Raw genomic sequence first — 19892 nt, forward strand, 5'->3', positions numbered from 1 at the left:
TGTCTTATTGTTTGCCCATATGTGAGCTCAAACAGTAAAATGGAAAGATGAAAAGGGAGTGACATGCGTTGACAACAAAACAAAAAAATCAATTGGCGATCCTCATGTTAAATATGTTTATCGCCGTCGCCGGCTTCGGGATCATCATCCCGATTATTCCGGATTACTTAAAGATGATTGGCGAAGGGGGAACCGCTGCCGGATTGATGATTTCCGTATTCGCGGGTGCTCAGCTCGTCATGTCACCGATTGCGGGGAAATGGGCAGACGTTTATGGTCGTCGCTTGATGATTATTTTAGGTCTCATCGGATTTACCATCTCGATGGGCGTCTTCTACCTATCGGATAATTTAACAATCCTGCTCGTGTCGCGTGCCATTGGGGGAGTCGGGGCCGCGTTATTGATTCCGGCCATCTTTGCCTATGTGGCGGATATCACAACGCTCGAACAGCGAGCGCGAGGAAACAGTTATATTTCCGCGGCAATGTCATTAGGAATTGTCGTCGGACCAGGGATTGGTGGATTTTTTGCCGAGTTCGGGCTAAAGACACCACTACTCGTCTCAGCAATCGTTTCGTTCATTGCTGTCATTTCATCCGTTCTTCTTTTAAAAGAACCGGACCGTGCTCCTTACGTGGCACCGAAAATAAAGGAATCATTACCGACACAATTGGTCATGTCGACACGTAAACCATACTTCTTTGTGTTATTGATCAACTTAGTCATGGCGTTCGGACTCATGGCGTATGAATCAGTGCTTGGATTATACGTCAGTGAAATGTTCAGCGCGACGCCTCAAGAGATTGCGATTATGGTGACGGGAACGGGCGTTGTCAGTGTCATCGTCCAACTGTTCGCGGTAGACCGTTTAGTCGAGTTGATGGGAGAGGTCAAAGTCGTTCTCGCCTTCATCGCGCTCGCGGCGTTTGGTTTCCTATTATCGCTCTTCGCGGGAACGTATATGTTGTTCTTTGCAGTGACACTCGTCATTTTCTTGTCAACGTCGATCTTGCGCCCAGTATTGAACACGCTCGTCTCAAAACTTGCCGGAAACGAGCAGGGACTCGCGATGGGGATGAACAACGCCTATATGAGCATCGGAAATATTTTAGGACCGACACTCGCGGGTATTGCGTTTGATATTGATATGCGCTATCCGTTCATCATGGGGCTGGTCTTGTTGCTCATTACGTATACAGGCACATGGAACTGGTCGAAACGGAAAGCGACCGTCATTTCGGAGTCATAAAGGAGGACGCTATGATTTACGTTGGTGTGACTGGATGGGGTGACCACGATTTGTTATACACGACCCCAGAGGAACGAAAACATAAACTATCGACGTACGCGGGTCATTTCCCGACCGTTGAAGTCGATTCGACATTTTATGCGATACAACCCGTGAAAAATTTCGAGAAGTGGGATGCCGAGACGCCGGACCATTTCCAATTCGTCGTCAAAGTTTCCCGGGAAATGAGCGGACATGACCGTGAACCGAAAACACCACTTATTGAATTGTTTGAGCGTTATCGTGTTTCGGTCGATCCATTGAAACAGGCAGGGAAATTGCGGGCAGTGCTCGTCCAGCTACCACCTTGGTTCGACGTATCGAAACCACATCTCGACTATTTACGAACACTCCGTGCCGAACTCTCTGATTATGAGATTGCCATCGAGTTTCGTAACCCGACTTGGTTCTCTGAAGCGTTCCGAGACCGTACGCTCCAATTTTTAAAGGAACAGCGATTCATCAATACGATTTGTGACGAGCCACAGACGAAAGAGAGCAGTATTCCGTTCGTGCCGGTCGTGACGCACCCTGAGGTAGCCGTCGTTCGATTACATGGACGCAATACGTCAGGTTGGCTCAAGAAACCGGGAATGACGAGTCAAGAATGGCGGCACGTCCGTTGTCTGTATCGCTATAGTGAGGAAGAACTTCAGGAACTCGCCGCCTCGCTCCGCGAGATTGACCGTGAAGCGAAAGATGTGTATGTATACTTTAACAACAACTCGGCCGGGGACGCGGCTCCGAACGCCAAACGTTTGATTGAAATTCTTGGGCTCGAATACGAGCTTGCACCTAGACAAATTAGTCTGTTTTAGAAGGAAGGGATGGCCGTGACGAAACTTACTATTTTTCATTACAATGATCTTCACTCAAAGTTCGACCAATGGCCGAAACTTGTTTCATTTCTAGAAGAACGTCGCACGGACGATACCCTCTACTTTGATTTAGGGGATCATGCCGATCGCACACATCCGGCGACTGAAGTGACGCGTGGGAAGTTGAACGTTCGCTTACTCGAGCGACTTCAACCGACGGCCGTCACGATTGGAAACAATGAAGGCATCACGTTTCCACACGATTGGTTAGCCGATCTATATGAAGAGGCGACGTTCCCGATTTTGCTTGGGAATGTGTATGAAGCAGACGGGTCGCGACCAGATTGGGTCGAAGAAACGCTTGTTCTTGAGCGTGATGGGTTGAAAATTGGCTTATTTGGTGTCACAGCCCCTTATGAAGAGTTGTATCCCGAACTTGGTTGGCAAATCGAATCGCCTTATGAAGCGACAAAGCGAGCGCTAGAGCGGTTGGCACAATGTGATGTCATCATCGCACTCAGTCATCTCGGTTTCTTCGGGGATGAACGATTAGCAGACATGTATCCTGACATTGACGTCATCCTCGGGGCCCATACGCATCACGTTTTAGATGAAGGCGTGACGACGAACGGAGTGCTCATTGCACAAGCCGGGAAATATGGGAAGTATGTCGGGGAAGTGACGCTGACGCTCGATGAGTCAGGAGTCGTTTCGAAAGAAGCTCGCCTCCACGAACTGTCACAACAATCAGATAGTCCAGATACGTTGGCTTTGTTAGATACAGAAGGGGCAGATGCCGAACGCCTCCTTGATATCACAATCGCAGAAACAGAAGGATATGCATCTGATTGGTTCGGGCATTCTCCGCTTAGTGAGTTGCTTGTAGAAGGGATGGTCGAATGGTGTGCAGCCGATGTCGGAATCATTCCGTCTGGAGTCGTCCTAGACGGTCTCGCTCCAGGAAAAGTCACGCTGAACATGTTGCATCGGATCTGCCCACATCCAATCAATCCATGTGTCCTGACGCTTGACGGTAAGACACTCGAACGATTTTTACATGACGTAAACGAGGAAACGTTCACGAATATGCACGTCAGAGGTCTAGGATTCAGAGGCACCGTACTCGGTGAGCCGAGTCTGTATCAAATCGAACAGCGGGACGGTCAGTACTACGTCATGGGAGAAAAGCTAGAACCGAATCGGACGTATCGCGTCGCGACGGTCGATATGTTGACGTTTGGACCGCTCCTTCCATACTTAGCAGACCAGCCGAAGCGATATTTCATGCCGGAATTACTAAGGGATGTGTTGCGAGAGACAATTGTCGCTCGTCATGAGGTCATTCGAAAAGGATAGAGCCGTCATAGCGGGACATGCTATGATAGTAGAGTGGAGGTGGGAGCGATGATTCGAGTGAATCGCCACGGATATACCGTTTTAGAAGAGAAGCGCGACGGATTTGATGAAGAAGCGTTTATCGCAAGGTATAGTGACGTGCTTGATAAATACGACTATATTGTCGGCGACTGGGGACACGGGCAGCTACGTTTGAAAGGGTTCTATGAACCACAATCAAAGTTAGCGACGTATGAGAACCGGATTGATCACGTGATGGACTATGTATACGAGTATTGCAATTTCGGATGTCCTTATTTCGTTCTGAAGAAAGAGACGGACATTAACGAAGAAGAGAGTGGTCCTGTCTTTGGTGGAACGAAGCAGAAACTGAAGTTGAAGCGGAAGTTCAACAAGACTGAAGAGACAAATGCGTAAAGTGCTGAGCAATCAGCACTTTTTATATTTCTATATTACAGTTAATTTCCAAATATTTCGTTTAGGTAAAAAGTCATGACTTCGAGTTTAAGGGTTGGAAAAATGTGATAAATTGTCATTAAGGATAGCTACGTAGTTTTGGTTTTTAGAGTGAGGTGATTGGATGCAACATGTACAAACGACCGTCGGGGATCGGGATGACGTCCATAATCGAATTCATAATCTCGGACTAGGGATACTGGCCATGTTCTTTTTTGGCTTTCACATCATGATGACCTTCTATTTTACGGCGGCAGTCATTCTTTTTGAACTCATTCATGTGTTGATCGTCCGTCGCTTTGAATACAGCCACTCTTTTTTACGGAGTCGCGTCTTCAAAGTTACGTCTCACCTTGCATTTTCGCTCGGAGTGCTCTTGTTGATCTTATCGATGTCTCAGTTCTTTTTAGGTAACGTAATGATTCGTTAAGCGGAAAGGAAAAAATCCTTTCCCTTTTTTTATGTTTTTTTGAAACGTCCTTCAACCTTTTCACGTACACTGTAGAGAAGACTATAAAAAAGGATGGGTTACAATGAGATCTGAATGGAAACAACATGCACGACAAGCGCTGAAAGGAAAATGGTGGCTCATGGCCGGATTGGCGCTTTTGTTTGTCATCGTCAACGGGATTCCACAGTGGTTCGCTCCTGAAATGGATCCCAACTCACCAGAAGCGTTCACATCGACAGACGCCACGTTAAGTTTCGTGTCGACAATTCTTCAAATCTTGATTGCGCCACTTGCCATCGGTTGGTCATGGCTCGCGCTTAACGTATCGCGCGGAAATGGCGCGTCACTCTCGACAATGTTCAAACCGTTCCAAACACGTTATGTGAAACATGTCATCACTTCATTTGTGATGAGCCTCTTTATCGTATTATGGACACTGTTATTGATTGTACCTGGAATCATCAAAGGATTCTCGTACTCGCTTACGCCGTATATCTTACGCGATCAGCCTGAGCTTTCGGCACTTGAATCGATCACGGAATCGCGTCGTCTCATGGACGGGCACAAGATGGAAGCATTCATGCTCTTCTTGTCGTTCTTCGGATGGTTCCTCGTCGGGATTTTGACGCTCGGGATTGGGTTCTTCTTTATCGGACCTTATTTCTCGACAACGTATGCGACGTTCTATGACTCGATTCGCGACAATCAAGTTGGTTCGGAAGAGCCGGTACACGGAACGGAACAAGGATTCTAATCAACAAAACGCCTCGCTCATTTTATTGAGCAAGGCGTTTTTTTTTAGGCGTTGACTTCAGTTTTTTGTAAGTATGGCTTCAATGACAAGTGATGTTCAGCCACGACTTTACGAATCGTGCGTGTCTTCGAGCGCATGACGAGTGACGTCGTCTCGACGATATCATCCGTCAAGAACTTGACGCCATCGAGCAACTCACCTGACGTGACACCTGTCGCAGCAAAGATGCAGTCGTCGCTCTTGACGAGGTCATCGAGCGTAAGAAGTTGAAGTGGATCTTCAATTCCCATTGAGATGACGCGAGCTGATTCCTCTTCGTTCATCGGATGTAGACGGGCCTGCATGTCTCCACCGAGCGCTTTGACAGCAGCGGCTGTGATGACTCCTTCAGGAGCTCCACCTGTACTGATGAAAATATCGATCGGGTTCGATTTGACGGCAGCGGCGATTCCGGCAGACACATCGCCATCTTCGAATAACTTGACGCGTGCGCCGACATTCATGACGGCTTGACGAAGGTGTTCGTGGCGGTCACGGTCTTGCATGATGACCGTTACTTCTTCGATGCGCTTGTTATTATATTTCGCAGCTTTTTCAATGATTGACTCGAGCGGTTCGTCGAGGGAGACTTTCCCTTTTAAGTTTGGACCGACGACAAGCTTGTCCATGTACATATCGGGTGCGTGGAGGAGGGCACCTTCATCAGCAACGGCGATGACGACCATCGCATCTCCAAGGCCTTTTGCGACAATGGATGTTCCTTCGAGTGGATCGACAGCGATGTCAACTTTCGGACCGAATGTCGTTCCGAGTTTTTCCCCGATGTAGAGCATTGGGGCCTCATCGAGTTCACCTTCTCCGATGACAACTGTCGCATCCATGTTGACCGTTCCGAGAACTTCTCGCATCGCTGAAGTTGCCGCATCATCGGCCTCGTTCTTTTGACCGCGTCCAATCCATTTGGATGATGCGAGTGCTGCTGCTTCTGTTGCCCGTACGATTTCTAATGCTAATTCACGTTCCATAGTGTTGTACCCTCCACGTTATCTCTATTCAATGTGTTATACTTTTTACGGCTTAAATCCGTTGATTAGTGTATCACAATGTTATAAATGATGTAAATAGGACAGATTCTTTTCTCCTGACCGAAAAAGCATTAGTATTAACAGCAGGGGGGGATCATCATGTATTTTGTGAATAGAGAGAAGATTAATCAGACACTGGAACAAATGGAGACGATGTTAGCGCACACCGATCAATTGACGGGGGATGCGTTCACGGTGGAACTTGCGAAACAGCGAATGGCCGTCCTTCTTATGGAAGGTGTTATCGATGTTGGGAACTCGATGATTGACGGGTTCATTATGCGAGATCCGGGCAGTTATGAAGACATTGTCGACATCTTACTGGATGAGCGCGTACTCGATGAGACGACGGCGAACGCGACGAAAGCGCTCGTCGGATTACGTGCCTATTACGTTCGTGAGTTTGTGCACGCCGACGCATCAAAATTTGATGAGTGGGTGAAGACGTCAAAACAAGACTTCACGGCATTCTCCACACAAGTTCGCCACTACTTAGAAGTCGAGCTTGGACCAGTGTCCGCATTCTTACCAGAAAGCGAGTGATTGGATGGAACCGATTAAAGGATATTTGTTTGATTTAGACGGCACGATGTATGCCGGTACAGAACCCGTTCAGGCAGCGGTTGATTTCGTCAACGAATTAGAAGCGACGGGCGTCCCGTATTTGTTCGTCACGAACAACGCTTCGATGACACAACAACAGATCGCGGATAAATTGATTGCGATGGGCGCAAACGTGAAGGCGGAGAACGTCTTGACGAGCGCGATGGCGACGGCTTTTTATATTGAGAAGATGTCGCCAGGAGCAACCGTCTATATGATTGGGGAAGACGGACTCCGTCTCGCTTTAGAGTCTCGTGGTTTTCATGTCACAGACGAACCGAAGGCGGACTACGTGGTCATCGGACTCGACCGACACATCACGTATGAGAAGTTGGCGCGAGGCGCAATCGCCATCCGCTCGGGGGCTCGATTCATCTCGACGAATGGGGATATCGCCATTCCGACCGAACGTGGATTTTTACCGGGGAATGGATCACTCACGTCCGTGTTGACCGTGACGACGGAGAAAGATCCTTTCTTCATCGGAAAGCCGGAACCGGTCATGATTGACATCGCACTCGACATGATTGGGTTGAATAAAGAAGATGTCGTCATGGTAGGGGATAACTATCACACAGATATTTTATTTGGAATCAATGGTGGCATTCGTACACTCCATGTGAATTCAGGTGTACATGGACCGGCATTTATCCAAGAACAAGAAAAACTCCCGACCTATATGGTCGAGAGCTTAGATGAATGGAAGCATGAAAAAAAGGGATGACGAATGTCTCCCTTTTTGCTTAGAATACTTGCTCTACTTCGACGATGCCTGGTACTTCTTCGATGAGCGCACGCTCAATACCGGCTTTTAGCGTGATTGTTGAAGACGGGCAGCTGCCGCAAGCACCCATCAAACGGAGCTTGACGATGCCTTCTTCGACATCTACGAGTTCGACGTCTCCGCCGTCACGAAGCAAGAACGGACGCAATTTATCGAGCACTTCTTGGACTTGATCAAACATTTCCATGGTATCTACCCCTTTCTCGTTCTACTTTATTCTAGCAAGTTTGAGAGTGTTTCTCAATCATTTACGCTGAGCGTTTCATCATCGAGTAAGGGAAGGATTTTGTATAATGGTTTTGAGGGGGAATGAAGATGAAAATTACGGTATATGGGGCTGAAGTTCAATGTGCGAGTTGTGTCGGTGCACCGAGTTCGACCGAGACGTATGAATGGTTGCAAAGTGCACTCGGACGAAAGTATCCAGAGCAATCCTTTTCGTTCGAATATATCGACTTCGAACAGAGTGAAGACGAGTTTTCACAGGCACTTAAAGAAGACGAATGGTTCTATCCGCTCGTCTTGTTAGACGGGGAAGTAATTGATGAAGGCGTCGTTCAGTTAAGAAAAGTATATGCGGCGATCGAAGCGAAGCAATCATAAATGAGTATTGACGACAGACGGACCATGCGAATGCAAGGTTCGTTATTTGTTTACCTATTCTTCCGAAAACGAAATATGAGGATTTGTTTTATCAGTTTTACAAAACTAGAGTACTTGTTGAACACTTTACCTGATGAATTGGAATCAAAAAAAGACGAACCAGGTCGTATGATGCGACGTGGTTCGTCAATCAGTGAAGTCGAGCGAAGCGCTCGATTTTTTTCGGTTAAAGAAGTTGGAACGAAGACGTCGCTGAACCAGCCGTGTAACCTGTAAGCGTCGCGTCAGACTTCACTTGATACGTACCGCGCTGTGACCAAGAGTTCGTAGAGAGTGTGAACGTGATCGCTCCTGAAGCATTCGTCTTGCCTGTACCGACGAGCGTCGCGCCGTTCGGTTGTGTGACCGTCACACGGACATCGGCGTTCGCGACCGCTTGGCCATTCGAATTACGAACTGTTGAAGAAATCGAGACGACTTCACCCGCGTAGTAGTATGTCTTCGAAGTCGATACTGTCGTCGTGAGTGCTTGCACCGGTTGTGTCGTACCACCAGAAGTAGGGGCTTGGACGAGTCCATTTCCGAACCAAGTGTCACGACCTGCCGTACCGAGGTCAATCGAATCTTGCGATAATTTCGTACGGAGTTGCGTGCTCGATAACGTTGGGAAGGCTTGCTTCATGAGCGCAAGGTTACCTGCAACGTAAGGCGTCGCCATCGATGTCCCACTCATTTGACCGTAGCCGCCATTTGAGAGGGTTGAATTGATGCTGACACCAGGTGCCGCGACTTCGACTGTGCCACCTGTCGCTGAGAACGAGGCACGGTTGTTGTTGATATCCGTCGCAGCGACGGCGATTGCCGAACTGTAACGTGCTGGGTAGTTGACGAGATCGCCTGACCCATCGGTACGTCCGTTGTTTCCGGCTGCCGCAACGACGAGGATACCTGCGTTATTCGCACGATCCACGACTTGTTGGAGTGTCGTCGAAGGGCTTGTCGTCCCAAGACTCAAGTTGATGATGTCCATGTCATTTGTGATCGACCAGTCAATGCCGGCGATGATGCTTGATAGACTACCACTACCGTTCGCCTCAAGTGCTTTGACGGCATAGATGCTTGCCTCGTGAGCGATTCCGACCGTACCAATGCTGTTGTTACGGGCTCCGATAATCCCGGCGACGTGCGTACCGTGACCGTTATCATCGGCGTAAGAACTCGTGACCGTACTAAACGAGGCACCACCAGCAATCGTTAAGTCAGGATGAGCGGAGATACCCGTATCGACGACGGATACTTTGACACCTTTCCCGGTGAACCCACTTTGCCAAGCGGAAGGAGCTTGAAGTTTAGGGATTCCCCAATCCTGGCTTTGGTTCTCGATATGTACCGTTTGATCGACTTCCACGTGTGCGACATGCGGGTTATTCTTCAGTCCGTTCAAGGCAGCTTTCGGAACTTCAAGTGCTGCTGCAGGAATATTCGAATACTGTTGTTTAACTTCCATGCCTTCAATCGAGAGCGGAATTTTCTTTGCCGATTCTTTGAAGACGACGAGGACGCGTTCTTTCTCCTTGTTCGGGGCGGCTTCCGCGCCTCCTGGGACGGTTGATAAGACGAGCAATGATGCAAGGACGGTGCTACAGATTTTTTTCAACTTGTTTCCTCCTTTAAGGTAGTAGGCAAGATGACAGGATGTCGTACTGCCGTGTTCATAGAGTAACAAGTATTTCCAACAGATAGAATATGTCGATGGCATTAAAAATCTGAATATTTAGATAAGGATACAGGGGATTCAGATACAAGACTTTTGACTCAAGAGGACGTAACGGTAACAGAAAATCGGTGATGCGATGCATGAAAAAAGCGAATCGACCCGTCAGGTCCATTCGCAATTGTTTACTTGATGACTTTATGTTTCCAAAGAATGCCGGACTTCAACAAGCGGGCGACTTTGCCGGTGAGTGATTGTTTCCCCATGAACACTCCAAAGCCTGCTTTCTTCCCAAGGGAACCGAGCGTCCCTTTCAATTTGATGTCTGGTAACTCTGGATAGGCAAGGCCTTTCCATTTACAGAGGAGCACTTGAACGATTTGTTCGGCCTGAGCTTCGGCGAGTTGTCCAGAAGGTGCGTACGGCAAGCTCGCGTTATCTCCGACGACGAATACGTCTGGTTGGCCAGGGACGAAATGATGCTCTGTCAGTTTGACACGTCCGCCTCCATCAAGCTCCCATCCTTGATTGCGTACGACAGCGACCGGTTGAATACCGGCTGTCCATACGGTCAAGTCGGAAGGGAACAAATCTTCATGGTTCCATAATCCATCGGCATCGACGCGCGTAATATTGGCGTTGTTGATGACTTCGACTCCGTGCTCTTCGAACCAAGATTGCACATACATGGAGACACGATTGGATAAGAATGATAATACGGAAGGTCCACGGTCAAACAATCGAACCGTCAAATCAGGACGACTCTCGCGTAGTTCGCTTGCGAGTTCGACGCCGGATAATCCGGCTCCAACGACCGAGACGACCGATCCGGGCCGTAACCCGTTGATCGCTTGCTGTGTTTTTCGTGATTCTTCAAGTGTTTGAATACTGTACGTGAACTCTGCTGCCCCCTGGACGTTGTGATACTTGTCTTCACAGCCTAATCCGATGACGAGGTCATCATAAGGTACTTTTTCTCCACTCGCGAGAAGAACCATCTTGTCTTCCGTATCGATATCCGTGACCTGTCCGTATATGTAGTCAATTTCTTCCGGAAAATCGATGCGAATATCGCGGTCCGAGACCGTTCCTGCAGCGAGCGCATAATACTCTGTTTTTAATCCATGATAAGGTAAGCGATCGACGAGCGTGACCGATACGTCCTTCAACTGATGTCCAAGAACTCTTTCGATGACACGCATACCCCCGTAACCGCCCCCTAAGACGACTAATTTGCGCATAATAATCCCCCTTTGTTACTCTTCAACTGTATCATGTTATAATCTGCCGTAGAAGAACCATTTTCCGATAATTCACGTAAAGAAAGACGGTGACATATATGATGAATCCAATCATCGAATTTTGCGCCTCGAATTTAGCGATGGGCTCACAAGTAGCCCGAGCGAAATTAGAGTCTGACCCTGATCTTGATGTGGTCGAATACGGCTGTACAGGCTACTGTGGCGTCTGTTCCCTCGACCTTTTTTGCCTCGTCGACGGGGAAGTTGTGACCGGTGAAACGCCGGATGAGTTGGTGACGAAGGTGTATGAAAAAATTGAAGAGATGGCATGGTGAAAAGTTTGAGGGATGACCTCAAACTTTTTTATTTCACCCGTTGCATTTTAAAAAGAGGGATGTTATATTCTAAGAGGTTCGAATGTAGGTTGTCTGACGTTTAACAACGAGAAAAAGAAAGCGTTTCAAACGGTAGGGCACATCTCTTTTCGGGTATGACACATATAATAGCTTTGTTTAATATGAAAGGAGCACAACATCAATGAAAATCATGAGTGTGGTTGGTATTTTGGCACTAATTGCAATCGCTTACATCTTCTCTACCAACCGTAAAGCCATCAAATGGCGCACGGTCTTGGCAGCGTTCGCTGTTCAATTCGCGTTTGCATTCCTTGTTCTGTACACGTCTTGGGGACGTGCAGCACTTGAATGGATCTCGAGCGGGGTTCAAGCAATCTTGAACACGGCAAATGACGGGATCGCGTTCGTATTCGGAACTGCGGTCGGCGGCGATAACTTCGTCTTCGCATTCCAAGTTCTTCCGATTATCGTTTTCATGTCATCATTAATCGCGTTACTCTACTACCTTGGCGTCATGCAGTGGGTCATCCGTATCCTCGGTACGGCACTCGCAAAAGCGTTAGGAACGTCACGTAAAGAGTCACTTTCAGCAACAGCAAACATCTTCGTCGGTCAAACGGAAGCACCGCTTGTCATCAAGCCTTACCTTCCTACGATGACACAGTCTGAACTCTTCGCAGTTATGGTCGGTGGTCTCGCATCAGTTGCCGGTTCTGTACTTGCTGGATACGCAGCACTCGGTGTACCACTCGAGTACTTGCTCGCAGCGAGCTTCATGGCAGCGCCGGCTGGTCTCTTGTTCGCGAAAATCATCGTTCCAGAAACAGAAGAATACGATGATGACATCGAGATTGTAGAGGAAGAAGAAGACAGAGCGGCGAACTTCGTCGATGCAGCGGCACGTGGTGCTTCTGACGGTCTCTTCCTTGCTTTGAACGTCGGTGCAATGCTTCTCGCGTTCGTTTCATTGATTGCGCTCGTCAACTTGATCCTCGGTTCAGTAGGCGGACTCTTCGGATTTGATAGCTTGTCACTCGAATTGATTCTTGGTTATGTGTTCGCGCCACTTGCATTCGTTATCGGTGTTCCGTGGGCAGATGCAGTACAATTTGGTAGCTTCCTCGGTCAAAAACTAGTCTTGAACGAATTCGTTGCCTTCTCTGAGTTTGCACCAATCATCGGTTCTGGTGATTTGTCAGCTCGTACAGAAGCAATGATTGCATTCGCACTTTGTGGTTTCGCCAACATTTCATCACTCGCGATCCTTCTCGGTGGTCTTGGTGGTATGGCACCAAACCGTCGTGGTGACATCGCGCGTATGGGTGTCCTCGCAATTCTCGCAGGTACGCTTGCAAACTTGATGTCAGCTACATTGGCTGGACTTCTTCTCTAATTAGTATAAGAAAACGCGATCACTTCGGTGGTCGCGTTTTTTAGTGTAGGGATGATGTATACAATTTGACGTTCGGCCATTGAGCTGGCCAATTTTTTTGAGCCATTCGTTTCAAGTAGATTGGATGTTTTGAGGTGCTTGTTTCAAAATATGGTGTAGGTCTAGCTTGTAGTGTGAGAAGGTCTTGAACGCCATAGGGTGCTGAGAGAATGAGCTCACCGTCTACATTGAGACGTACCCCGATTGCGGTCACCGTCTCGGGGAAGTGCGCTAGCGCATCGACCGATGACGTATATGGTGGCAAATGGTTCACATGATGCATCCTCGCTTGGTTTTTTACAGACCAAGGTACGCTCGGGTCGAGTTGATTCAACACCTGTTCTAATTCTTTTTCGATGGATTCTTCTGACTGAGTAGGGTCGAAATAAATCACATCGACGTCGTCCGTTTGGGTCGGTGCATCGTATCCATGAAGATGGTCCCATATTTTTGCGCGAATATAGCCCGCGCAAATCCACCAGTCGGGCAGATGAAGGGTAGCAACGGTGCGAAGAAGGTTCATAAGTTCTGCATCTTGTTGTAAGAAATCAATCAAATCCTGCTCGTGTTTCATCAATCAAACTCCTCCTGATCAATCAGATTGAAAAAAGCACCTAGGCAACGCCTAGATGCTCGTATATCGATTATGCTTGAAGTTGTACGCGCTGACGTTCGATCCACGGCTTCAATTTCAAGAAGAGTGGAACGAAGAGTGCGCTGATCAAGATCGCTTTAATCAAGTTGAACGGTAAGATCCCGTAAAGGACGAGGTCCGTCTTCACGGCCGGGTCGGCCATGTCTGCCATTCCGAAGAAGAAGGCATAGGCTGGCAAGATGACGAGATAGTTTAAAATGGCGAGGCTGAGTGCCATCGTGATTGTACCGGCGAGTAGTCCAGAAGCGAGTGCTTTGTTCGTCTTCCGTTTGTGGTAGAACCATGCAACCGGGTACATGAATGCGACACCTGCGAAGAAGTTTGCGACCTCTCCGACCGGGACACCGCCACCGTTAAAGACATAGTACAAGACGTTTTTCAATCCGACGACCACGACACCTGCGAGTGGAGAAAAGACGATCCCAGCAATGAGTGCAGGAATGTCACTGAAATCCACTTTGAGGAATGGCGGTAAAAATGGGAGCGGGAAGTTGAATAGCATGAGTACGAACGAAATCGTCCCGAGCATCGCCAAAGTCACCATAGTTGTCAATCGTTTGTTGCGCGTAGTTTTCATCAGAATCTCTCCTTTAGGTCGCTCCTCGATGAATGGCATCCGTCGCATATAAAAACCCGATTGCAATAAAGACAATCGGGAGAGTTTACGCGCATACGAAATAGATGTTTTCCGAGGTGGAAATGTCCACGTCAAAGAAAACATCCGGATATCGGTCGGATGCCGCCATCTTCTCCCATCCAGACTGTACTGTCGGCTTTCGAATCTCACGAAATCAGCAAGCAACGCCTTGCTCGCTCACGGGCTGAGAAGAATAAATTCTTCAATACCGCCGGTCGGGAATTTCACCCTGCCCCGAAGATGGAACGATTTAATTTTTTTTGTTACAGTTTAGTTATACAAGATAATGCACAAAACTACAAGTCAATTGACTTGAATTGAAGATAAAATGAGGAGGAGTTCAGATGATTCATTTGACAGAATCAGCAGCACTTCAAGTACAAGAGATGATGAAACAGACCGAACGCCCGGATGCACAATATTTGCGAGTGAAGGTCCAAGGTGGCGGATGTACAGGACTTTCATATGGAATGGGCTTTGATGAGGAAAAGACGGATAAAGATATTCAATTCGACCATCACGGCGTCCGCGTCATCGTTGCGGAAGTCGATCACGGGGTCGTCGATGGGCTCGAGATTGACTACAAGCAATCGATGCTCGGTGGAGGATTTACGATTAAAAACCCGAATGCCATCGCCACGTGTGGCTGCGGTTCAAGTTTCCGTACGGCAACGAACGCTGGGACACCAGGAGAATGTTAATTATTTTAGACTATGGAGCGCCATAGTCTTTTTTTTGTGCGATTCGACCAGTTACGGAACGTCGGGGAAAGGGAATGTAGGGAAGAGAATCGTATTGAAGGGGGCTAGGGTGATGAGGAAAGTATTGATTTTTGGAGGATCGCGCTATTTCGGGAAACGACTTGCCTTGCGACTCGCGGAGGCGGGGGACGATGTGACGATTGTGACAAGAGGCCAACTACAAGTACCAGAAGCCGAAGGGATACGGTCCATTAAAGGAGACCGACAATCGGTCGCGACGATGAAAGACTTGGCACGAGAACGCTATGACCTCGTCTACGACAATATTTGCTTTACCCCGTATCAGGCAAAAATCGCCTCGGATGCGTTCATGGACAAAGTCGGAAAGTATGTCCTGACGTCTACAATGTCGGTATACGCGCCGGGACCTGATTTAAAAGAGAGTGACTTTAATCCGCTCCATTATGAATATCATCTAGAAGCCGAGCATGACTACGGACAAGGGAAGCGAGAGGCAGAGTCGTTCTTCTTCCACCGGGCTTCGTTCCCAGTTGCGACCGTACGCTTACCGATTGTCCTCGGACCAGATGATTATACAGATCGACTCAAATTTTATGTGGACGCGATTCGCAACGAGGAACCGATTGTGTTGCATCGTCCAGAAGCGAAAATGGGCTTCATCTCGAGCGCGGAAGCAGCAGCATTTTTAGAATGGGTGGGACGTGCGAACGTGACTGGACCCTTCAACGCTGCGAGTGACGGTCTCATCTCCATGGGTGCTTTAATGGAACGAATCGGGCAACATGTCGGAAAACCTGTCCATATCATAAAAGATGGGGAGTCGTCCCCATATGATTCGGACGTCGACTATTACATGTCGATTGCTGAAGCGAAAAAGGCGGGCTTCGTGTTCACGCAACTCGATGACTGGATTGACCGGGTCATCATTCAAACGATGCGGAAATGAAAAAATCCTCTGTGGACACAGTCCACAGAGGATTGATCATTATTTCCCGGCAAATACAGATGTCGAGTGTTGCGGATGACGGGCAGTCGGATCCACAAGTTGCTTCACTTGGTTGATGGCAATCGGTGCTTCACCGAAACCTGTTGCGATCAGCTTCACTTTTCCTTCATATGTGGCGATATCACCGCAAGCGAAGATCCCGGCAACTGTTGTTTCCATGCGTGAGTCGACACGGATTGTGTTCTTCTCAAATTCCATTCCCCAATTCTTGATTGGACCAAGAGATGACACGAATCCATAGTTACAAATCAAATCATCAATCTCAACGATTTTTGACTCGCCGTCTTTATCCGTCAATTCAACAGATTCGATGTGTGTCTCACCTGAGAGTGACTCGATGTTGTACGGCGTAAGGACATTAATCGTCGATGCCTTCATTTGTTCGACCGTATGTTCGTGAGCGCGGAAACGGTCACGGCGGTGAACGATGTGTACTTCTTTTGCGATGCCTTCGAGCATGAGTGCCCAGTCGACAGCAGAGTCGCCACCACCGGCAATCATGACGCGGCGATCACGGAATTTCTCCATGTTATCGACAAAGTAATGAAGGTTTGCGTAATCTTCGCAACCGTCAAGACCGAGTGGACGAGCCGAAAAGGCACCGTTTCCGGCAGTGATAATGACCGCTTTCGTATGGTACTCTTCTTTATTCGTCGTCAAAACGAACGTGCCGTCCTCGAGACGTTCCACCGTTTCGACCGTTTCGCCAAGGCGGTAGTCTTGCTCGAATTGATCAGCCTGTGCTTTTAATTGATCGATCAAATCCTGTGCTTTCACTTTCGGGAAGCCAGCGATGTCATAAATATATTTTTCAGGATAGAGCGTTGACAATTGACCGCCGAGTTGCGGTAAACTTTCAATCAACGTCGTATCGAGTTGGCGCATGCCTGCATAAAATGCGGTGAACAGTCCAACCGGACCTCCACCGATGATGATTACATCTTTCGTCGTCTTCATCGAATTCCTCCTCAAAGCGTATACATTTATTATAGAGAGTTTATTGAATTAAATCCATTCAGTACAAACATGCAACACTTTCAAAAAAAATTCAAGAAGATAAGCTTTTCCATTGAGAATTCAAATTAAAGAGCGTACAATGAAACAGAAGCAATTGTGAACAGATGTTGAACAAGAATGGGCTTTATTGTGAACATCTATGTGAAGAAACACACAACATAGTTGTTCAAAAAAACAAAACTTTAAACAAGGTGGAAATGAACATGAAACGACCTAACATTGTTATTCTTGGCGCGGGCTTTGGCGGACTCATCACAGCCGTCAACCTTCAAAAGACACTCGCTGCAGGTGACGCGAATATCACGCTCATCAACAAGCATGATTATCACTACCAAACGACTTGGCTTCACGAACCAGCTGCTGGAACGATGAACCCAGACCAAGCACGCATTTACATTAACGATATTGTGAACCCATCACGTGTGAAACTTGTCAAAGGGATCGTCGATCGCGTCGATACTGCTGCGAAACAAGTTACGCTTGAAGATGGTTCCGTCGTCGAATACGACTACGTTGTCATCGGTCTCGGCGGTGTACCGGAAACATTCGGTATCCCAGGCTTGAAAGAAAACGCCATGACAATCAGCTCATTGAACAGCGTTCGTAAAATTAAAGAGCACATCGAGTACTCATTCGCTCAATATAAAACAAACGGTTCTTCTGATAGCTCGTTCGTAACGATCGTTGTCGGTGGTGCTGGATTCACAGGAATCGAATTCCTCGGTGAAATCGTCAACCGAATCCCAGAGCTTTGCAAACAATATGACGTTCCACGCGAAGCTGTTCGCATCGTCAACATTGAAGCAGCGCCAACGGTTCTTCCAGGTTTCGACCCTGAACTCACAACGTACGCACAGAAATGGTTGGAGCGTAACGGTGTCGAGATGAAACTCGGTAACGGAATCAAAGGTGTTGAGCCAGGTGTCGTTACGTTTGGTCCACTTCAAGGTGACACGACGGAAACGATCCACGCCAACACGATTATCTGGACAGGTGGCGTAAGTGGTAGCCCGATTATTGAAAAATCAGGATTTGAAGCGGTTCGTAACCGTGTCATGGTGGAAGCGGATAACCGTGCACCAGGTCACGACAACGTCTTCATCATCGGTGACTGCTCGGCAGTCATGGACCCTGCTTCGAACCGTCCATACCCACCGACGGCACAAATCGCAACACAACAAGCGCACAACGTTGCGAAAAACATCGCAGCACTTATCAATGGCAAATCGACTTCGAAGTTCACTTACGAGAGCAAAGGAACAGTCGCTTCGCTCGGTCATAACGATGGAATCGGAATCGTCATGGGCAAAAAAATCTTCGGTCGCAACGCTTCATTCATGAAGAAAGTCATCGACAACAAACACTTCATCGAATTGAAAAAATACGGACTCGTCCTCAAAAAAGGAAAGTTCTAATTTTCGATTAACGTACGGCTCGTTCTGATTCAGAACGAGCTGTTTTCTTTCGAAATTGTCATAGGAAGTTCTTTGACCACGTCGGTTGAAATTTTGTATAATGGAGAGCGGACAAGGGGGACATCACATGCATATTATCCAAGCAGTCATTGGGGCCGTCTTATATATGACGATTTTTTTCAGTATCGGCTTCATCTTGAATATGTTACTTAAAAAGACATGGACACTCGTGTTCATTTATCCGATTTTTGTCATCATGATGATTGATAATGTCAAACTTTCAAGTTACGTGACCGAGACGTCAACTGCACTCACGGGGATCTATGAAGGTCTCGTCGGATTGCAACTTCTCGATTTGTTCATGCTCGGTTTCGGGTTGCTCGGAGCAATCTTGGCTGGTGTGACGATTCGTTTCTTACGAAAGAGCGGTTATTCAATGTTTTAAATGGCGACAGAAATGTTCGCCTTTTTTGTTTTGTCCCTACTTTTTTAGGGCATGAACCGATATACTAGATAGCGAAACGATTTTAGTAAGGGATGCGATGCGAATGACATTACCGATGTATACGATCAAAAAAGTGTTGAATAATAGCGTTGTCATTTGTCAACATGATACGGATCCGGAAGTCATTCTACTCGGGAAGGGAATTGGCTTTGGTAAAAAACCAGGCGACCTCGTCGACCCGGCCAGCGTCCCGGAGAAAGTGTATCAACTGACAGATAAAGAAGAACAGTCGCAGTATCAAGAGCTCGTCAAACATGTCGATGAGGATTTTATTGCGTTCATGCAAGAGATCGTCGGCTTCATCGAGACGAGTACGGGTAAAAAAGTCGATGAGCACATTCATATCGGCTTGACCGACCATTTGTTCTTCACGATGAAACGAATCGAGCAAGGGATGGAAGTGACGAATCCGTTTTTACTTGAGACGGAATCACTTTATCCAAACGAATTTGCGCTCGCGGAACGAATTGTCGATATGTTTCACGAACGATTGAACGTACTCCTACCGGATGCGGAGACTGGATTCATTGCCCTCCACATTCACTCAGCGACGACGTTCAAAAATGTCCTGGAAGTAAATCGTCATAACCAAATCATCGGCCAAATCGTCCAGACGATTGAGAGTCGTTTGAACGTAAAATTGGACCGAACTTCACTCGATTATAAGCGCTTACTTCGGCACTTAAGGTACGCCGTTGAGCGGGTTGCGACGGGTGAGATGGTCGAGGCACCACAAAAAATTGAAAAGGTGTTGCGCGACGAATATCCGCTATGCTATAGTACTGCTTGGGAGCTGATGGGCATCATGGAACGCGAATTAAAGCGTCCCGTCCCACGAGGTGAAGCGACATATTTGACGATGCATCTCCAGCGCCTAACAAGTAGATAAATGATACCACGTGTCTTACGTGTTACTGATTCGATCAGGCATGAGTAAGGAGTGGAACGTTATGTGATTTCTCCGTTGGGAGAGGTCCACGTTCTATCCTTATT

The 19892-nt window shown here is 47.6% G+C and carries 23 protein-coding genes and 1 riboswitch; of the genes, 16 read left to right on the top strand and 7 right to left on the bottom strand.

The genetic code is table 11. The annotated features are described in order from the left end of the window. Positions 1–68: 68 nt before the first annotated feature. The 6 genes from ACQKD4_RS03825 (at position 69) to ACQKD4_RS03850 (ending at position 5124) form a co-directional block, all read left to right on the top strand. Positions 69–1250 (top strand): MFS transporter, encoded by a 1182-nt coding sequence (locus tag ACQKD4_RS03825; protein ID WP_214782026.1) that lies wholly within the window; start codon positions 69–71, stop codon positions 1248–1250. Positions 1251–1261: 11 nt separating this feature from the next. Then, on the top strand, positions 1262–2107 hold the full coding sequence (locus ACQKD4_RS03830) for a DUF72 domain-containing protein (RefSeq protein WP_214746239.1): 846 nt from the start codon (positions 1262–1264) through the stop codon (positions 2105–2107). A 9-nt stretch (positions 2108–2116) separates the two neighbouring features. Next, the gene (locus ACQKD4_RS03835; RefSeq protein WP_427372521.1) at positions 2117–3463 is read left to right on the top strand and encodes a bifunctional metallophosphatase/5'-nucleotidase; all 1347 of its coding nucleotides are present in this window, start codon (positions 2117–2119) and stop codon (positions 3461–3463) included. Between the two features lie 48 nt (positions 3464–3511). Further along, the gene (locus tag ACQKD4_RS03840; RefSeq protein WP_074033531.1) at positions 3512–3880 is read left to right on the top strand and encodes a YutD family protein; all 369 of its coding nucleotides are present in this window, start codon (positions 3512–3514) and stop codon (positions 3878–3880) included. Between the two features lie 163 nt (positions 3881–4043). Beyond that, positions 4044–4349, top strand: a complete 306-nt coding sequence (locus tag ACQKD4_RS03845) for a hypothetical protein (protein WP_074033530.1) — start codon at positions 4044–4046, stop codon at positions 4347–4349. 103 nt (positions 4350–4452) lie between these two features. Next, positions 4453–5124, top strand: coding sequence for a DUF975 family protein (locus ACQKD4_RS03850; protein WP_271304489.1), 672 nt, complete (start codon positions 4453–4455; stop codon positions 5122–5124). Positions 5125–5168: 44 nt separating this feature from the next. Here ACQKD4_RS03850 and glpX read toward each other — a convergent pair whose 3' ends face one another. Next, on the bottom strand, positions 5169–6149 hold the full coding sequence (gene glpX / locus ACQKD4_RS03855) for a class II fructose-bisphosphatase (protein WP_047795127.1): 981 nt from the start codon (positions 6147–6149) through the stop codon (positions 5169–5171). A 159-nt stretch (positions 6150–6308) separates the two neighbouring features. Between glpX and ACQKD4_RS03860 the strand changes: the two genes are divergently transcribed. Next, entirely contained in the window at positions 6309–6752 is a 444-nt protein-coding gene (locus ACQKD4_RS03860) for a DUF86 domain-containing protein (RefSeq protein WP_427372522.1), read from the top strand. Between the two features lie 4 nt (positions 6753–6756). Then, positions 6757–7536: a TIGR01457 family HAD-type hydrolase gene (locus ACQKD4_RS03865; RefSeq protein ID WP_214693457.1), complete on the top strand. Its 780-nt coding sequence runs from the start codon at positions 6757–6759 to the stop codon at positions 7534–7536. Between the two features lie 19 nt (positions 7537–7555). On the opposite strand, the gene ACQKD4_RS03870 is transcribed toward ACQKD4_RS03865, so the two are convergent. Further along, positions 7556–7783 (bottom strand): NifU family protein, encoded by a 228-nt coding sequence (locus ACQKD4_RS03870; RefSeq protein WP_012726833.1) that lies wholly within the window; start codon positions 7781–7783, stop codon positions 7556–7558. A gap of 128 nt (positions 7784–7911) precedes the next feature. Between ACQKD4_RS03870 and ACQKD4_RS03875 the strand changes: the two genes are divergently transcribed. After that, positions 7912–8199: a YuzD family protein gene (locus ACQKD4_RS03875; protein ID WP_427372523.1), complete on the top strand. Its 288-nt coding sequence runs from the start codon at positions 7912–7914 to the stop codon at positions 8197–8199. A 226-nt stretch (positions 8200–8425) separates the two neighbouring features. Here ACQKD4_RS03875 and ACQKD4_RS03880 read toward each other — a convergent pair whose 3' ends face one another. Both ACQKD4_RS03880 and ACQKD4_RS03885 read right to left on the bottom strand, forming a co-directional pair. After that, positions 8426–9856: a S8 family serine peptidase gene (locus ACQKD4_RS03880; RefSeq protein ID WP_427372524.1), complete on the bottom strand. Its 1431-nt coding sequence runs from the start codon at positions 9854–9856 to the stop codon at positions 8426–8428. Positions 9857–10098: 242 nt separating this feature from the next. Further along, the gene (locus ACQKD4_RS03885; protein ID WP_427372525.1) at positions 10099–11154 is read right to left on the bottom strand and encodes an NAD(P)/FAD-dependent oxidoreductase; all 1056 of its coding nucleotides are present in this window, start codon (positions 11152–11154) and stop codon (positions 10099–10101) included. Between the two features lie 98 nt (positions 11155–11252). On the opposite strand from ACQKD4_RS03885, the gene ACQKD4_RS03890 reads away from it, so the two are divergent. Next, complete coding sequence (locus ACQKD4_RS03890; RefSeq protein WP_074033523.1) at positions 11253–11489, top strand: YuzB family protein; 237 nt, start codon at positions 11253–11255, stop codon at positions 11487–11489. A gap of 202 nt (positions 11490–11691) precedes the next feature. Beyond that, complete coding sequence (locus tag ACQKD4_RS03895; protein ID WP_427372526.1) at positions 11692–12903, top strand: NupC/NupG family nucleoside CNT transporter; 1212 nt, start codon at positions 11692–11694, stop codon at positions 12901–12903. 40 nt (positions 12904–12943) lie between these two features. Here ACQKD4_RS03895 and ACQKD4_RS03900 read toward each other — a convergent pair whose 3' ends face one another. Both ACQKD4_RS03900 and ACQKD4_RS03905 read right to left on the bottom strand, forming a co-directional pair. After that, positions 12944–13516, bottom strand: a complete 573-nt coding sequence (locus ACQKD4_RS03900; RefSeq protein ID WP_214874595.1) for a nucleotidyltransferase family protein — start codon at positions 13514–13516, stop codon at positions 12944–12946. Positions 13517–13586: 70 nt separating this feature from the next. Next, complete coding sequence (locus tag ACQKD4_RS03905; RefSeq protein ID WP_214693438.1) at positions 13587–14174, bottom strand: ECF transporter S component; 588 nt, start codon at positions 14172–14174, stop codon at positions 13587–13589. Between the two features lie 163 nt (positions 14175–14337). Then, a riboswitch (FMN riboswitch) is annotated at positions 14338–14480 on the bottom strand. Positions 14481–14578: 98 nt separating this feature from the next. On the opposite strand from ACQKD4_RS03905, the gene ACQKD4_RS03910 reads away from it, so the two are divergent. Both ACQKD4_RS03910 and ACQKD4_RS03915 read left to right on the top strand, forming a co-directional pair. Continuing rightward, entirely contained in the window at positions 14579–14935 is a 357-nt protein-coding gene (locus ACQKD4_RS03910; protein ID WP_074033519.1) for a HesB/IscA family protein, read from the top strand. A 112-nt stretch (positions 14936–15047) separates the two neighbouring features. After that, positions 15048–15902: an NAD-dependent epimerase/dehydratase family protein gene (locus ACQKD4_RS03915; protein WP_214874594.1), complete on the top strand. Its 855-nt coding sequence runs from the start codon at positions 15048–15050 to the stop codon at positions 15900–15902. A 39-nt stretch (positions 15903–15941) separates the two neighbouring features. On the opposite strand, the gene ACQKD4_RS03920 is transcribed toward ACQKD4_RS03915, so the two are convergent. Beyond that, entirely contained in the window at positions 15942–16919 is a 978-nt protein-coding gene (locus ACQKD4_RS03920; RefSeq protein WP_074033516.1) for an NAD(P)/FAD-dependent oxidoreductase, read from the bottom strand. A gap of 263 nt (positions 16920–17182) precedes the next feature. Between ACQKD4_RS03920 and ACQKD4_RS03925 the strand changes: the two genes are divergently transcribed. The 3 genes from ACQKD4_RS03925 to glcT all read left to right on the top strand — a co-directional run bounded on the left by ACQKD4_RS03925 (position 17183) and on the right by glcT (position 19788). After that, positions 17183–18394: an NAD(P)/FAD-dependent oxidoreductase gene (locus ACQKD4_RS03925; protein WP_214746276.1), complete on the top strand. Its 1212-nt coding sequence runs from the start codon at positions 17183–17185 to the stop codon at positions 18392–18394. A 127-nt stretch (positions 18395–18521) separates the two neighbouring features. Further along, positions 18522–18839: a YuiB family protein gene (locus ACQKD4_RS03930; RefSeq protein ID WP_012726819.1), complete on the top strand. Its 318-nt coding sequence runs from the start codon at positions 18522–18524 to the stop codon at positions 18837–18839. A 103-nt stretch (positions 18840–18942) separates the two neighbouring features. Continuing rightward, positions 18943–19788 (top strand): glucose PTS transporter transcription antiterminator GlcT, encoded by an 846-nt coding sequence (gene glcT / locus ACQKD4_RS03935; RefSeq protein ID WP_214746281.1) that lies wholly within the window; start codon positions 18943–18945, stop codon positions 19786–19788. Positions 19789–19892 lie beyond the last annotated feature (104 nt).

Origin of the sequence: Exiguobacterium sp. NPDC077395, assembly GCF_050269125.1 — a bacterium.
In the GTDB taxonomy this organism is placed as follows: domain Bacteria; phylum Bacillota; class Bacilli; order Exiguobacteriales; family Exiguobacteriaceae; genus Exiguobacterium; species Exiguobacterium aestuarii_A.

Excerpts from the sequence above, each read along its gene's own strand:
- glpX (WP_047795127.1), bottom strand. The coding sequence starts at position 6,149 with ATGGAACGTGAATTAGCATTAGAAATCGTACGGGCAACAGAAGCAGCA.
- glcT (WP_214746281.1), top strand. The coding sequence starts at position 18,943 with ATGACATTACCGATGTATACGATCAAAAAAGTGTTGAATAATAGCGTT.
- ACQKD4_RS03860 (WP_427372522.1), top strand. The coding sequence starts at position 6,309 with ATGTATTTTGTGAATAGAGAGAAGATTAATCAGACACTGGAACAAATG.
- ACQKD4_RS03890 (WP_074033523.1), top strand. The coding sequence starts at position 11,253 with ATGATGAATCCAATCATCGAATTTTGCGCCTCGAATTTAGCGATGGGC.
- ACQKD4_RS03845 (WP_074033530.1), top strand. The coding sequence starts at position 4,044 with ATGCAACATGTACAAACGACCGTCGGGGATCGGGATGACGTCCATAAT.
- ACQKD4_RS03930 (WP_012726819.1), top strand. The coding sequence starts at position 18,522 with ATGCATATTATCCAAGCAGTCATTGGGGCCGTCTTATATATGACGATT.
- ACQKD4_RS03905 (WP_214693438.1), bottom strand. The coding sequence starts at position 14,174 with ATGAAAACTACGCGCAACAAACGATTGACAACTATGGTGACTTTGGCG.
- ACQKD4_RS03885 (WP_427372525.1), bottom strand. The coding sequence starts at position 11,154 with ATGCGCAAATTAGTCGTCTTAGGGGGCGGTTACGGGGGTATGCGTGTC.
- ACQKD4_RS03900 (WP_214874595.1), bottom strand. The coding sequence starts at position 13,516 with ATGAAACACGAGCAGGATTTGATTGATTTCTTACAACAAGATGCAGAA.
- ACQKD4_RS03835 (WP_427372521.1), top strand. The coding sequence starts at position 2,117 with ATGGCCGTGACGAAACTTACTATTTTTCATTACAATGATCTTCACTCA.
- ACQKD4_RS03865 (WP_214693457.1), top strand. The coding sequence starts at position 6,757 with ATGGAACCGATTAAAGGATATTTGTTTGATTTAGACGGCACGATGTAT.
- ACQKD4_RS03875 (WP_427372523.1), top strand. The coding sequence starts at position 7,912 with ATGAAAATTACGGTATATGGGGCTGAAGTTCAATGTGCGAGTTGTGTC.
- ACQKD4_RS03910 (WP_074033519.1), top strand. The coding sequence starts at position 14,579 with ATGATTCATTTGACAGAATCAGCAGCACTTCAAGTACAAGAGATGATG.
- ACQKD4_RS03870 (WP_012726833.1), bottom strand. The coding sequence starts at position 7,783 with ATGGAAATGTTTGATCAAGTCCAAGAAGTGCTCGATAAATTGCGTCCG.
- ACQKD4_RS03920 (WP_074033516.1), bottom strand. The coding sequence starts at position 16,919 with ATGAAGACGACGAAAGATGTAATCATCATCGGTGGAGGTCCGGTTGGA.
- ACQKD4_RS03925 (WP_214746276.1), top strand. The coding sequence starts at position 17,183 with ATGAAACGACCTAACATTGTTATTCTTGGCGCGGGCTTTGGCGGACTC.
- ACQKD4_RS03850 (WP_271304489.1), top strand. The coding sequence starts at position 4,453 with ATGAGATCTGAATGGAAACAACATGCACGACAAGCGCTGAAAGGAAAA.
- ACQKD4_RS03895 (WP_427372526.1), top strand. The coding sequence starts at position 11,692 with ATGAAAATCATGAGTGTGGTTGGTATTTTGGCACTAATTGCAATCGCT.
- ACQKD4_RS03915 (WP_214874594.1), top strand. The coding sequence starts at position 15,048 with ATGAGGAAAGTATTGATTTTTGGAGGATCGCGCTATTTCGGGAAACGA.
- ACQKD4_RS03830 (WP_214746239.1), top strand. The coding sequence starts at position 1,262 with ATGATTTACGTTGGTGTGACTGGATGGGGTGACCACGATTTGTTATAC.
- ACQKD4_RS03840 (WP_074033531.1), top strand. The coding sequence starts at position 3,512 with ATGATTCGAGTGAATCGCCACGGATATACCGTTTTAGAAGAGAAGCGC.